Source organism: Pseudomonas sp. KH_050 (assembly GCF_057838875.1).
The window spans coordinates 3,027,860-3,041,002 of the sequence record NZ_CM174478.1; the positions used below are offsets into that span (position 1 = coordinate 3,027,860).

The 13,143-nt window shown below is 58.1% G+C and carries 15 protein-coding genes; 4 read left to right on the forward strand and 11 right to left on the reverse strand.

Annotated features, from left to right (window positions below; all coding sequences use genetic code 11):
• Positions 1 to 62 precede the first annotated feature (62 nt).
• The 3 genes from AC3IUA_RS13940 to AC3IUA_RS13950 all read right to left on the reverse strand — a co-directional run bounded on the left by AC3IUA_RS13940 (position 63) and on the right by AC3IUA_RS13950 (position 1,802).
• A complete protein-coding gene (locus AC3IUA_RS13940) occupies positions 63 to 701 on the reverse strand; it encodes a helix-turn-helix transcriptional regulator (protein ID WP_489361731.1) in 639 nt (212 codons plus the stop codon).
• Positions 702 to 717: 16 nt separating this feature from the next.
• The gene (locus AC3IUA_RS13945; protein ID WP_489361733.1) at positions 718 to 1,353 is read right to left on the reverse strand and encodes a hypothetical protein; all 636 of its coding nucleotides are present in this window, start codon (positions 1,351 to 1,353) and stop codon (positions 718 to 720) included.
• A gap of 224 nt (positions 1,354 to 1,577) precedes the next feature.
• Positions 1,578 to 1,802 (reverse strand): DUF6555 family protein, encoded by a 225-nt coding sequence (locus tag AC3IUA_RS13950; RefSeq protein WP_489361735.1) that lies wholly within the window; start codon positions 1,800 to 1,802, stop codon positions 1,578 to 1,580.
• Positions 1,803 to 3,071: 1,269 nt separating this feature from the next.
• On the opposite strand from AC3IUA_RS13950, the gene AC3IUA_RS13955 reads away from it, so the two are divergent.
• Together AC3IUA_RS13955 and AC3IUA_RS13960 are read left to right on the forward strand one after the other, a co-directional pair.
• Positions 3,072 to 3,272, forward strand: coding sequence for a hypothetical protein (locus tag AC3IUA_RS13955; protein WP_489361737.1), 201 nt, complete (start codon positions 3,072 to 3,074; stop codon positions 3,270 to 3,272).
• Positions 3,273 to 3,546: 274 nt separating this feature from the next.
• A complete protein-coding gene (locus AC3IUA_RS13960; RefSeq protein WP_489361739.1) occupies positions 3,547 to 3,897 on the forward strand; it encodes a hypothetical protein in 351 nt (116 codons plus the stop codon).
• Between the two features lie 422 nt (positions 3,898 to 4,319).
• Here AC3IUA_RS13960 and AC3IUA_RS13965 read toward each other — a convergent pair whose 3' ends face one another.
• The 6 genes from AC3IUA_RS13965 to modA all read right to left on the reverse strand — a co-directional run bounded on the left by AC3IUA_RS13965 (position 4,320) and on the right by modA (position 8,694).
• Positions 4,320 to 4,550: a hypothetical protein gene (locus AC3IUA_RS13965; protein ID WP_489361741.1), complete on the reverse strand. Its 231-nt coding sequence runs from the start codon at positions 4,548 to 4,550 to the stop codon at positions 4,320 to 4,322.
• 129 nt (positions 4,551 to 4,679) lie between these two features.
• The gene (locus tag AC3IUA_RS13970) at positions 4,680 to 4,901 is read right to left on the reverse strand and encodes a hypothetical protein (protein WP_489361743.1); all 222 of its coding nucleotides are present in this window, start codon (positions 4,899 to 4,901) and stop codon (positions 4,680 to 4,682) included.
• 150 nt (positions 4,902 to 5,051) lie between these two features.
• Positions 5,052 to 6,080, reverse strand: a complete 1,029-nt coding sequence (locus AC3IUA_RS13975; RefSeq protein ID WP_489361745.1) for a DNA topoisomerase IB — start codon at positions 6,078 to 6,080, stop codon at positions 5,052 to 5,054.
• A 73-nt stretch (positions 6,081 to 6,153) separates the two neighbouring features.
• The gene (modC, locus tag AC3IUA_RS13980) at positions 6,154 to 7,242 is read right to left on the reverse strand and encodes a molybdenum ABC transporter ATP-binding protein (protein WP_489361747.1); all 1,089 of its coding nucleotides are present in this window, start codon (positions 7,240 to 7,242) and stop codon (positions 6,154 to 6,156) included.
• A gap of 3 nt (positions 7,243 to 7,245) precedes the next feature.
• The gene (gene modB, locus AC3IUA_RS13985) at positions 7,246 to 7,926 is read right to left on the reverse strand and encodes a molybdate ABC transporter permease subunit (protein WP_489361749.1); all 681 of its coding nucleotides are present in this window, start codon (positions 7,924 to 7,926) and stop codon (positions 7,246 to 7,248) included.
• The gene (modA, locus tag AC3IUA_RS13990; protein WP_489361751.1) at positions 7,927 to 8,694 is read right to left on the reverse strand and encodes a molybdate ABC transporter substrate-binding protein; all 768 of its coding nucleotides are present in this window, start codon (positions 8,692 to 8,694) and stop codon (positions 7,927 to 7,929) included. It abuts the gene before it with no gap.
• A gap of 494 nt (positions 8,695 to 9,188) precedes the next feature.
• Between modA and AC3IUA_RS13995 the strand changes: the two genes are divergently transcribed.
• The gene (locus AC3IUA_RS13995) at positions 9,189 to 9,464 is read left to right on the forward strand and encodes an acyl carrier protein (RefSeq protein ID WP_489361753.1); all 276 of its coding nucleotides are present in this window, start codon (positions 9,189 to 9,191) and stop codon (positions 9,462 to 9,464) included.
• Positions 9,465 to 9,530: 66 nt separating this feature from the next.
• Here AC3IUA_RS13995 and AC3IUA_RS14000 read toward each other — a convergent pair whose 3' ends face one another.
• Positions 9,531 to 10,601, reverse strand: coding sequence for an NAD(P)H-dependent flavin oxidoreductase (locus AC3IUA_RS14000; RefSeq protein WP_489361755.1), 1,071 nt, complete (start codon positions 10,599 to 10,601; stop codon positions 9,531 to 9,533).
• Between the two features lie 219 nt (positions 10,602 to 10,820).
• Here AC3IUA_RS14000 and acuI point away from each other — a divergent pair, with 219 nt between their 5' ends.
• Entirely contained in the window at positions 10,821 to 11,804 is a 984-nt protein-coding gene (gene acuI, locus AC3IUA_RS14005; protein WP_489361757.1) for an acrylyl-CoA reductase (NADPH), read from the forward strand.
• Between the two features lie 198 nt (positions 11,805 to 12,002).
• Here the strand turns inward: acuI and ada are convergent, their stop codons facing one another.
• Entirely contained in the window at positions 12,003 to 13,100 is a 1,098-nt protein-coding gene (gene ada, locus AC3IUA_RS14010; protein ID WP_489361759.1) for a bifunctional DNA-binding transcriptional regulator/O6-methylguanine-DNA methyltransferase Ada, read from the reverse strand.
• Positions 13,101 to 13,143 lie beyond the last annotated feature (43 nt).

A 13,143-nucleotide genomic window follows, 5' to 3' on the forward strand; every position in this document is an offset into this window, starting at 1 on the left:
TATGGGTCATGAAGGTTGAAGATTAGCAGCAGGATCTTAAGGTGGAGGGCAAGGTTGGCTGCTTATGAGCGGATGGGTTTGGAACCACGGTCGAGACTGGTCAGCTGGAAGCGACAGACCTCACCACCACGCACCATGCATTCCAGGTGATCCACATCGCCGCCGCCCAGTGCGCCAATCAGCGCCAGATCAAGCTCGCAGACCTGCGGATGGGTGCTGGCCAGGTTATGGAAGACGCAGTTGTGTGCAACGATTTGCTTTTCACCCGATGAGCGAAAAAACACCTGCGCTTCATAGCCCGCTTGGTTCATGTGGGTGACGATTTGCTCCTCGCTGACCGGTTTTTGCTCCAGCCCGGCGGCCATTTTCTCGCCCAGGCTGCGCATCAGTCTGACCAGCTTGTCGTGGCCGATCATCTCTGCCACTTCGCCAATCAGCAGATTTGCCAGGAGCTGGTATTGCCGGGGAAATAGCTCTCTGCCCGCGGAGGAAAGCAGGTACAACTGCTCGGGTCGACGCCCCGTGGGCCGGGTTTGCCCACGCTGGATCAACCCGTCACGTTCCAGCGCCGCAAGGTGTTGGCGAATGGCCGTGCGAGTCACCGCAAGGTGACTCGCAAGGTCATCAATACTCATACCTTGTGGCTGGTACAGCAATGCGGATAACAGATCCTGCTGTGTACGACCCATCCCCTGAAGCATTCTGCCAGCCCCTATCCTAGAATTTGTCCGGAAACTGTTTGACCAGGGCCGACGTCAAGGTATCGGCGAGGACAAGCATATGTTGACGCATTTGCGCCCAGGTATTGGCTTCGGCGGCGTAATCTTTTTTACCGAGCTGGTCGATCTGCGCGACGTGATGGCTGCCGTGCGCGCTGAGCATTGTCACCAGAGTACCTTCGGGCAGATTTGGATTGGCCTTGGCCAGGAATTGCGCAATCGCCTTGGCATTGCTGGTCAACTCGGCAACGGCTGCGTTTTTACCGGCTGCATCCTTGCCCACGGAGGCGTCACTGTAATGTTTCACTGCGCCCCAGTGGCCTGCCAGGAGCTTGAGCAACTGATCCGCCGCTGGTTGGCCGTACAGCGGGGCGATGCTATTGGCAATTGAAGTGGCGTTGCTCACCACCTGAGTGGCAGCGGTGTCCGCCTCTTTGCGATCTCCTTGCTGATTGGCGAGCACGTAGTTTCTCACCCAGAAAATATGTTCCACCCACAAATCGCGTAATGCCAGACGCGTACTGAGTCCGGCCGGGTCTGATGGGGAAACGGCTGCATGGCTTTGTGCTGCCTGACTCCAGGCAGGTTGCAAGCACAGCGCGATGAGCAGTAAACACAGGGTTTTGATGTTCATTTCGAGGCACCTGAAGTGATGGATGACGTATCAAAAGTATAAATGGCATACGTATATGTCAATATAAAAAACAGGCTCTCCTCAGTGAAGTTCTTGAATATCTCCGTATCCCGTTAATTCAGATGGTTTTTTGGCTGGGAAGAATTATCGCTGATATAGATACGCCGGGCCTTTTCGAGCTTACACCGCGCTCTGGGCGCTTTGTTCAGTAATGCCTGGATCGACTAGGGGGTTTTGTGCCACCTCACGTCGGTAACCCCGCTACGCCTGACAAAGTCCTGCATGGAGCGGGATACACCGGTGCAGGCCATGCCCTGTTCAGGAATGCAGCCCGCATGCAGCAGTGCCAGGTAGCAGGCATCAGTGTCAGTGAGGCTCGATGATAAGTAGCTAAAGATAAAACGGGCGCCCTGGAAGCTGTAGCAAATGGTAAATGCTGCAGGATTCATGGTTTCGCTCCAAGAGCCACTGGCTAGTGGCCACTAACCCTAATCCGGATGAGGGGCAATAGCTGTAGCCGTCGGTCCGAATGATATGAGCCTTGCTGACAGCCACCTCGGCAGCGCCCCGAATTTGCCAGGCAAAGGGTTATTCCCTGAGCGTATATCCCTAGGACAAAACGTTACTAGACCACCAGGGGAGGCTTTGCTAGAACTGTAACTGCACGGCTCCCACCTTGAAGGAAACAGGCTGGGGTGAGAGCGGGCTGCAAGACCTCCATTTATTGAAATGGAAACAGTCCAACATTGAGTTGGGCAATGATCAATGAGTCTGATGCCGACCTTCGGGTAAAATCGCTGCGCATCTGGCCAACTGCTCGCGCACCTGTGCATAGGGCTCATTGATCGCTTTTATCTTTTCTTCCTTTTCTTGTTTCCTCATAGCGCTGCGCGATTGTGCGTTGGCTCGTTCGTGGGTTTTGATTTAATACGTCGAGCGCATCATTCGAGGCGAGGGGCCGGCCTGTTTCTTGAGGGTGTACATATCCATTTCTGCGATAACGGCAGATCTGCGAGGTACCGACCGACCTGTTTTTGTGGGGTACGGATTCCCCCCGTAGGAGCTGCCGCAAGCTGCGATCTTTTGATCTTGCTTCGGGCACTCTCCAGAACCGCTAAAAGATCGCAGGCTGCGCCAGCTCCTACGCCGACCGTGGTTGATCAGGAGATGTGCGAGGTACCGGCCGACCTGTTTGGGGGGTAGGATTCCCCCGTAGGAGCTGCCGCAGGCTGCGATCTTTTGATCTTGTTTCGGGCACTCTCCAGAACCGCTAAAAGATCGCAGGCACCGCAGGCTGCGATCTTTTGATCTTGTTTCGGGCACTCTCCAGAATCGCTAAAAGATCGCAGGCTGCGCCAGCTCCTACGCCGACCGTGGTTGACCCAGAGATCTGCGAGGTACCGGCCGACCTGTTTGGGGGGAGTAGGATTCCCCCGTAGGAGCTGCCGCAGGCTGCGATCTTTTGATCTTGTTTCGGGCACTCTCCAGAATCGCTAAAAGATCGCAGGCTGCGCCAGCTCCTACGCCGACCGTGGTTGATCAAATTTTTCGGGGCTCATGGAACTGACTGGCTGGCATCGCAGCCATTGGTCGGGCTTTCCCTTCGCTCACCCACAGCGACAAATTTCCAGCTAGGCTCAAGCATCTTGATGGTCAATATTTTCTCAGGCAATCAGGCGCTTGCTGGTATTGATCAGGTGTAAGAGGGGAACCAATTGATGAGTGATCCGTACATCGAGGACAATGGGGACGAGTATCCGATCAACAGCTGCATAGGTTGTGGTCAAACGCCTTACAAGGTTGATTTCGAAGGTGCGACAATCGACGATTCAGCAGGCAAGAGCAAGTCCGGTGTGACGCCGGGAATTGGCAAAGCGAAGTTTCTTCCGAAGATAATCGACCGTCGAGAAAACAGTTAAATCGCAGACAGGCCTCGTCACAGCACGAGGCTTTTTCATTTCTGGCGTGCGGGTCAGCGAAGCCACTCCAGTCATAAAAATCTCCGGCTACCGAGCCTTGGTTCTTGTCAGAAAGCCCCGCTCAACTGTTCACTCGGTGCGACGGTCCTGGAAGCCGTTGTACTGCTCAATCCGGACGCACCCAGGAAGTAAACTCTGATCAAGCGTACTGCCAATCGCTCAGTAGCGCCTGCCTGATGGTACAGTCGCTTTTTTTTCAGCTCGAGGCTAGGTCATGCGGATTTTGATAGGGGCTTTTGGCCTGCTGCTGTTAGCAGGGTGCGCGACGTCCGCGATGAATGAGGCTCGCTCGAAAAGCCCATACAAGACCCTGAATTCGAACAAGCCGGACAAAGTTGTTGCCCAGTGCACGCAGGCGGCCTGGCAGGAGGAGGCGGTGTTCGGCGTCGACGCCGGGGCGTTCCTGCAGCCGGGCAACACTGCCGGCTATACGGTTTACACCACCGCGGCCGAGTACTTCGTCGACGTGCAGAGCACTGACTCCGGAACGGTAGCCACTTACTACGCAAAGTCCGACACCTGGGTCGCCAAGCGCAGACTTGCCGCACTTGCCACTTGCCTGTAATCCGCTTGAGTACAGCCTGACAGCCCGTTGGGCAAGACGAAACACGACGCAGGTTTTTACTCGCACAGCTGCTGATCAACCGGCATTTTTGGACTGGATGCGAATTGTCGACTATGACTTATCCCAGTGGTAACCATTACCCGGGGGGTGAGCATGAATGGGTTGATCGAGATGGTTGTCGTGGGCTCTTTGCTGTTACTGCTGGTCACGACATTCGTGTCACTGCTGGGTTGGGTCGATCATTTCAGAATTGAAGGGGAAGCGGAATACTAAAAAGGCCTGGGTGAGATACTCACTCAAGCCTTTAGTGTGTTTTCGGCATATTCGACGTGCTCCGCAATCAATCATATTGTCGGCGTAGCTGATTCCCTGGCTCTCGCAATCCCCATCAGGCCCTTGGGTCGATTCGGGGGCGCTTGCCGTTACCTGAATCGAGGCAGAGGTGGCTCTACAGGTTTCAAAGAGGTCAACGCACTTTTAACCAGCGGCGCTTCGGTCTCTATCTCTCTCAGACGGTCACGTATGCGCAGTGCGGTGGGATGGCCACCTTGATGGTCGACCCAATCTGCAATTTCCTTGCAGGCAGCGGCCAGTCGGACCTGACGCGAGTCGAGGAGTGTCAGCAGTGTGGTGATGGACTCTTTTTCGGACATTTGGAACGCCTCCATTAAGTGAGAATCTGCCTGGACTAACAAAAAGCCCGCGATGAGCGAGCTTTCTGCCGAAGGGGCTGATCCTTCAGCTGAAATCAGTATAGACCCGGTAAATGCTTGCGGTGTCTGTCAACGACAACGAGATGAAACGCGGATGCTGGCTGCATTCAGTCGCTGGCATTCAAGCTCGGCTTGCGCTTGGCGATCATAACCATCGCCTATGAAGCCGCCGGTGCGGGTGTCGGCTATCCGGTACCAGTCGATTGCCGGAACCACATGGGAAGCCTCGCCCGCTCTGCGGCCCTGAATGATGATCTTGTTGCAACGCTTCACAACGAAAATGTCTTCCATGGCGTCACCGGTATGATTCGTGTCAGGATAACTATAGAAGCAAGTCAGAATCCTGCAAAACCCTGTGCCGGGCGGTCTTGTCGCTAATGCGTCGATAAAGGCCAAATTGATCAGGCAGCTGTTGGAAACACCATCGCGCCGTCTCCCACTTCAAGCAGTACCTTTTGCCAATTGCTCGAGGAACATCGCCAGCCTGACTTCTTCTGCTTTCAAGCCTCTGCGCACCTTGGGTTTGGGTAGATCGGCCAGTGCACCCAACAAAAAACCCTCCAGCAGCGCCGGGTGGATATAGCATTTGCGGCACACGGCCGGTGTATTGCCGAGCTGTCTGGCGACGCATTTGACCATTTCGACAATCTGCTTTTTTCCATCCGATTCGGGCTGCCAATGCAGTTTGCGCAGTACGGCCAATGCCTGGGCGCTGCCGGCCCACGTGCGATAGTCCTTGGCGGTGAAATCGGCGCCGGTGAGTGTCTGCAGGTAGGCGTTGACGTCTGAGGAACTGACGCTGCGCCGTTCGCCATTCTCGTCCAGGTACTGGAACAGGTTTTGCCCCGGCAGCTCCAGGCAGCGCTTGATGATTCGCGCCAGGCGCGGGTCCTTGACCGTGACCTGGTGCTCGACGCCGCTCTTGCCGCGGAACTGGAAAAGAATCGCGCTGCCTTTGATTTCAACATGCCTGGTGCGCAGGGTCGTCAGCCCGTATGAGCGGTTGTCGCGAGCATATTGAGTGTTGCCAACGCGAATCAATGTGGCATCGAGCAAGGTGATCACGGTGGCCATGACCTTGTCGCGGCTGAACCCCGGGGCAGCCAGCAGTGCTTCAAGCTGTCTGCGCAGTTTCGGCAAGGCCATGCCGAACTCGAGCAGGCGTGAATACTTGTCGGCATCCCGTACTTCACGCCAGCGCGGGTGATAGCGGTACTGTTTGCGGCCGCGGGCGTCGCGGCCGGTGGCCTGCAGATGACCGCAGGGGTCGGCGCAAATCCAGACATCGGTGTAGGCGGGCGGTACGGCCAGGGCATTGATGCGTTGGATTTCCTGCGGGTCGCGGATGCGTTGGCCCTCAGTGTCGAAGTAGCTGAACTTACCCCGCTGCAGTTTTCGCCGGATGCCGGGCTGAGTGTCATCGACATAGTGCAGGTCGCGAGGTAGATCGGGCAGCAGCGAATCTGGCATGGCGGTCATCCCGTGCAGCAAATCAGGGCCTGTTATGCCATTGACCGCACGGGGTTGCAGACGTGCCAGTTATTCACGCCAGGACCGCCACCGCCTTGATCTGCGCCCAGAGTTGCTGACCCGGTTGCAGGTCCAGTTGGTCGCGGGAATAACGGGTGATCCGCGCCAGTAACGCGGTGCCTGCGACATCCAGGCGTACCAGCACATGGGCGGCGTTATCGGCGGGGATCTGGCTGATCACCGTGACCGGCAGCCGATTGAGAATGCTGCTGTGCCCGGCATCCTGCAGGCTCAGGCTGACGTCCCGCGCCTGAACCTTGAAGCGCAGAGTCCTGGCGCTGGCGAGTGGCAAGTGGGTGACTCGAATGCTCAGCTGGCTGCCCGGCAATTGCAGGGTCAACAGTTGATAGTGGGCGTCGTAAGCGCTGACCTTGCCTTCGATCACCACGCCGGCATCGTCACCCAGCGCCAGGGGCAAATCGAGGCGCGCGAGGGTTTCGCCGATCGGGCCGCTGGCCACGGCTCTACCCTCGCTGAGCAGGACGATATGATCGGCCAGCCGCGCGACCTCATCCTGGGAGTGACTGACGTACAGCACCGGAATCTCCAGCTCGTCGTGCAAGCGCTCGAGGTAGGGCAGGATTTCGTTTTTACGCTGAGTGTCCAGCGCCGCCAATGGCTCATCCATCAGTAATAACCTGGGGCTGGTCAGCAAGGCGCGAGCGATGCCGACGCGTTGACGTTCACCCCCCGACAGATTTTGCGGATGGCGATCGAGCAAATGGCCGATTCCCAGCAACTCGGTGGCGTGGGCCATGTCGACTCGCCGTTGCTCGCGCGGGATGCGCCGCAGACCGAATTCCAGGTTGGCCAGCACCGACAGATGGGGAAACAGACTGGCCTCTTGAAAGACGTAGCCCAGCGCGCGTTTATGCGGGGCGAGGAAGATTTTTTTGCTGCTGTCTTGCCAGACTTCGTCGTTGATCTGGATAAAACCCTGATCGGCTTTTTCCAGGCCGGCGATACAGCGCAAACAGGTGGTTTTTCCCGAGCCGGAATGCCCATACAACGCTGTGACCCCGCGTCCCGGCAGTTGCAGGTCGAGGTCCAGCGAGAAGTCGGGATAGCTCAGTTGCAGGCGAGCGTGAATCAACGAAGTCATCAATCAGCTCCAGCCGGCTTTGGTTTTGCGGCTCGAATAGAGCGCGAGCAGAATCAGGAACGAGAACACCAGCATGGCCCCGGCCAGCCAATGGGCCTGCAGATACTCCATGGCCTCGACCCGGTCGTAGATCTGCACCGAGACCACTCGGGTTTTTTCCGGGATATTGCCGCCGATCATCAACACCACGCCGAACTCGCCCACGGTATGGGCGAAGCCGAGGATCGCCGCGGTGATGAAACCAGGCCTGGCCAACGGCAGGATGACGCTGAAGAAGGTGTCCCACGGGTTGGCGCGCAGCGTCGCGGCGACTTCCAGCGGGCGGCTGCCGATGGCGGAAAAAGCGTTCTGCAACGGCTGCACGACAAAGGGCATCGAGTAGATGACCGAGCCGATCACCAGGCCGCTAAAGCTGAAGGTCAGGGTGCCCAGCCCGAGAGACTCGGTGAAGCGCCCGACAAACCCGTGAGGACCGAGGGCCAGCAGCAGGTAGAAACCGATCACGGTTGGCGGCAGTACCAGGGGCAGGGCGACTATCGCGCCGATTGGCCCGCGCAGCCACGAGCGGGTGCGCGACAGCCATAACGCAATCGGGGTGCCGATCAGCAACAGGATGACCGTGGTCAATGACGCCAGTTTAAGGGTCAGCCAAATGGCGGAAAAATCGGCACTTGATAGCGGCATTTAGAGTTGGTAACCGTAGGATTTGATGACGGCTGCGGCTTTCGGGCCCTTGAGGTAATCAACCAATGCCTTGGCGGCCGGGTTGTCTTTGCCTTTGTCGAGAATCACCGCGTCCTGTTTGATCGGCTCATGCATCTGGGCCGGAACGATCCACGCCGAACCGTTGCTGACTTTGCCGTCTTTATAGATCTGCGACAAGGCGACGAAGCCCAGTTCGGCGTTGCCGGTGGAGACGAACTGATAGGCCTGAGTAATGTTCTGGCCTTCGACGATCTTGGTCTTGACCTTGTCAGTCAGCCCCAGCTTGGTCAAAACCTGAGTGGCGGCGAGACCGTAAGGGGCAGCTTTTGGATTGGCGATGGACAGGTGCTGATACTGGTTGTCGGTGAGTACTTTGCCCTTGGCATCGACGTAACCGTCCTTGGCCGACCACAGCGCAAGGGTGCCGATGGCATAGGTAAAGCGCGAGCCTTTGACGGCGTCGCCTTCGCTTTCGAGTTTCTGCGGGGTCGTGTCATCGGCGCTGAGGAACACTTCGAACGGCGCGCCATTCTTGATCTGGGTATAGAACTGTCCGGTTGCCCCATAAGCGGCGACCAGTTTGTGCCCGGTGGCTTTTTCGAAATCGGCGGCGATCGCCTGAATCGGCGCGCTGAAGTTGGCCGCTACCGCCACCTGGACTTCATCAGCCCGGGCCGATCCGAAAGCGCAGACTGCGAGAAAGGATGCCAGGCAGGCAGGGGCGAAACGTGAGGCACGAATAGTCATGTAGCGGCTCCGTTGGGACGAGTGTGGTGTGCAGGTTGTTATTGGAAGTCGACTGCAAACAGCTATGGCTCGGTCATCAGGTTCTTCATCGCTTGAATCTCTTGATGAGCCTGAATCAGAGCATGGGCTAATCGCTATATATTTAAATATATAGCGAATCGTCAGCGAACGGAACTGGAAGCATTGACGCAGGGGGTGAAGCGCAGCTCAAGTACAGCGACGCGCAGGTCCAGAACGATTTCGCTCGGGTCTTGACCATACCGCTAGGGGACGGTTGCGATGTGTTGGCGCATCTATCAGACGATTGCGAATCTGGCGTAGGAATGAGGGATTTCAGCGGATGGGCGGATCCAAATTGAAATAAGCACGTGACGCTCATCGCAAAGCGTTATAGCGGACTGTCATTTATGACAGTAGGCGAGAGTGGGAGGGGCAGGTATTTTGAAATGGTGGCGGGGGTTTCGCGAAAGGATTCAGTAAGCGAGGTGGTCAGGATGAGTGATATCGACGTGCGTGTTAAAAAAATGGTTGCCGAGCAGCTGGGCGTGGAAGAGTGTCAAATCGCTGGCGAAATGGCTCTTGTTGAGGACCTTTACGCGAACTTCCTGGATGGGATGGACCTTGCAACAGCTCTGGAGAATGAATTTGGCATCTTCATTCCAGATTATGTGGTTCCGTACATGAATACCGTGCAGGACGTTATCGCCTATGTGCAAGCTAACCATAAGGATCAACGGCGCCCTCGACGCCGTTATGCTTTTTCCTGGTGATAATCTTGCTGCAACAACCAAGTGCTCACAGAGCAAACCGAATTAATGCACGCCTCCTAACCAGGTTTAATGCGCAGTCAATTTAGCCAACGCCTGCGCGGCCAGCAGTTTTGTCAACTCTGCTGTCGGTAGCTCCAGACCCAGACCCAGACGCACGGCCTGGCCTGACCAGAGGCTGCTGAATTCGGCTTCGTCCTTGGCGCGCAGCGGCATCAAAGCGCCGCCGGCAAGAGGGAAGGCCGGAGCCTCCGGACTGATCGGGCCGAGCTCGCGCATCACCCGGTTAAGAATCCCCCGAGCCGGACGCCCGGTGAAGATATTGGTCAATGCGGTTTCGCTTTCCTTGGCGCTGCGCAGGGCTTTACGGTGGGATGCTGTCACTTTCGCTTCCGGGGTGAACAGATAGGCCGTACCTAATTGCACCGCTGAGGCGCCGAGCAGAAAAGCCGCGGCGATCCCTCGGGCATCACCGATCCCGCCCGCGGCGATGACTGGAACGCTGACGGCATCGACGATCTGCGGCACCAGGGCCATGGTCCCGACCTGACTGTTGAGGTCATCGCTGAGAAACATCCCGCGATGGCCACCGGCTTCATAGCCCATGGCGATGATCGCGTCGCAACCGTGCTGTTCCAGCCAGATCGCTTCATCAACGCTGGTGGCCGAGGAAAGAATCTTTGCGCCGGTGGCTTTGACCCGGTCCAGCAGCGACTGTTCCGGCAGGCCGAAGTGAAAGCTGACCACTTCCGGGCGAAACGCTTCGAGCACTTCGCAGGCGGCGTTGTCGAAGGGCGCACGGTTGGAGACGGGTGTGGGCGCGTCGAAATCGACACCCAGTTCGCGGTAGTAGGGTTCCAGCAGGTTCTTCCAGTCGCGCTCGCGACCGGTATCGGCGGTCGGTGGCTGATGGCAGAAAAAATTCACGTTCAGCGGGCGCTGGCAGTGTTGGCGAATGAACTTCAGCTCCTCGCGCAACTGCTCGATGCTCAACATCGCCGCAGGCAAGGAACCCAATCCCCCGGCATTACTGGCGGCGATGACCATGGCTGAAGTGGTCGCGCCGGCCATGGGCGCTTGAATAATCGGCAGTTCGATGCCTAGCAGGTCAAGAATTCGGGTATCGGGCCACTGGCTCATTTCTGGATGTTCTCCGGCGTCAAACACGATAAGGACGGCAACAGGACGTTTGTATCAGGAGTGATTGGCGCAGGGCCAGTCGACTTTCCGCTGGGTTGTCGATTATTGCCTTTGGCTCAATTGACTTGCGGGATGATAAGTCTAATGTCCCTGTCATGACGATGAATGCCACGTCAGCCAAGGTGTTCATCACCCACCATCGCGTTGCCGGGAGGCGCTATGTTCAAGGGTATTTTGATCGAGAACGATGAACAGGGTTATCGGGCCAATCTGAGCCAAATCAGCGAAGATCAGTTGCCTGAAGGCAATGTCACGGTGGCTGTGGCCTATAGTACCTTGAACTTCAAGGATGGCCTGGCCATCACCGGCAGCAGCCCGGTGGTGCGTAAATTCCCCTTGGTGCCGGGGATCGATCTGGCCGGAATCGTCGAAGTCAGCAGTCATCCCGATTACCAGGTCGGGGACAAAGTATTGCTCAATGGCTGGGGTGTCGGCGAAAGCCATTGGGGTGGTCTGGCGCAGAAGGCCCGCCTTGATGGCGACTGGCTGATTCCCCTGCCTGCGGCGTTCACCCCGGCCCAGGCCATGGCGATCGGCACCGCGGGTTATACGGCGATGCTCTGTATCCTGGCGCTGGAACGCAATGGCGTGACCCCGGAGCAGGGCGAAGTGCTGGTCACCGGCGCCAACGGCGGAGTCGGCAGCTTTGCCATCGCCTTGTTGCACAGGCTTGGTTATCAGGTCGTGGCGTCCACCGGGCGTGCTTCGGAGCACGCTTATCTGCAACAACTGGGCGCTGACGAAATCATCGACCGCGCAGCCCTGTCCGCGCCGGGCAAGCCGTTGGCCAAGGAACGCTGGGCGGCGGTGATCGACTCGGTGGGCAGTCACACCCTGGCCAATGCTTGTGCCAGTACGCGCGCCAATGGCACCGTGGCGGCCTGTGGCCTGGCCCAGGGCATGGATTTCCCGGCGTCGGTGGCGCCGTTCATTTTACGCGGCATCACCCTGGCCGGAATCAATAGCGTGACCCAACCCAAGGCCAACCGTATCCTTGCCTGGAATCGCCTGGCCAGGGATCTGGACTTCGGCTTGCTGCCGCTGATCAGTCATGAAATAGCCTTGAGTGAGGCCATAGAGGCTGCGTCGCGGTTACTCGCCGGTCAGCTGCGGGGCCGGGTGGTGGTGGATGTGAATCGTTGATCGAGGCGTTGCGAGGCTCGGGTTAACGCCGATTTTGGGTTGAGCATTGTTCCCTGTGGCGAGGGGGCTTGCCCCCGTTCGGTTGCGCAGCAACCGCAAAACCTGTAAATGCGGTGTGCCTGACAAACTGTGATCGCAGGTTTTAGGGCCGCTCCGCGACCCAGCGGGGCGGTGCGGCGTTCCGACAAGCCCCGCTCATCACAATTGATCGTCCGACCCCAGGATTTTCCAAGCCTGGCTCTCCCGCTCCAGCAACTGGCGTTTGCGCTCCACGCCCCAGCGATAGCCCGAGAGGTTGCCGTCGCTGCGCACTACCCGGTGGCAGGGGATCGCCACTGCCAGACTGTTGGCGCCGCAGGCCTGGGCCACGGCGCGGAATGATTTTGGGGCGCCGATACGCTTGGCGATTTCAGCGTAGCTGGCGGTGCTGCCCGGCGGAATTTCCCGCAGCGCCATCCACACCCGCTCTTGAAAGGCCGTGCCGCGCAAGTCCAGCGGCAGATCCAGGCCAATGGCCGGTGCTTCGATAAAACCCACGACCTTGGCGATCAGTTGTTCAAAGTCGTGGTCGGCGCCAATCAGATTGGCGCGGGGGAATTTGTCCTGCAGATCATGGACCAGGGCATCGGGATCATCCCCCAGCAAAATGGCGCAGACTCCGCGGCTGCTTTGTGCAACCAGTATCGCGCCCAGTGAGCACTGGCCGACGGCAAAGCGGATGTCGGTGTTTTGCCCGCCGGCGCGGTAGTCGCTGGGTTTCATGCCGAGCAGGTTATCGGCCGACTCGTAGAAGCGGCTGTTGGAATTGAACCCTGCGTCATACAGCGCGTCCGTCACCGAGTTGCCGCCTTCGAGCTGCTCGCGGACTTTGCGCGAGCGGTGACCGCTGGCGTAGCCCTTGGGCGTCAGGCCGGTGAGTGCTTTGAAGACCCGATGAAAGTGAAAGCTACTCATCCCCGCCACCTGTGCCAGTTCTTTCAGGCTGGGCAGGGTGTCGGCGGACTCGATCTGCCGACAGGCTGTTGCCACCACCGCCGCGTGTTGCGCCGCGACATCCGTCTGGTCCTTTGCGGCGCGTTTGCTCGGGCGATAACCGGCGGCCTGCGCCTGTTCGGGAGTGTCGAAGAATTCGACGTTTTCCGGCTTGGGCAGACGCGCCAGGCTGCTCGGCCGGCAATAGATTCCGGTGGTTTTCACCGCGTAGACAAATTGACCGTCCGCGCGCGGATCGCGTGCCAGCACTGCTGACCAGCGTGGATCGTTCTCTGTGGCGGTTTTTGTGCAGACGCAGGTCATGGTGTTCCACTCGATTACAGGTTCAGGTCAGGTTAGCCCGCGA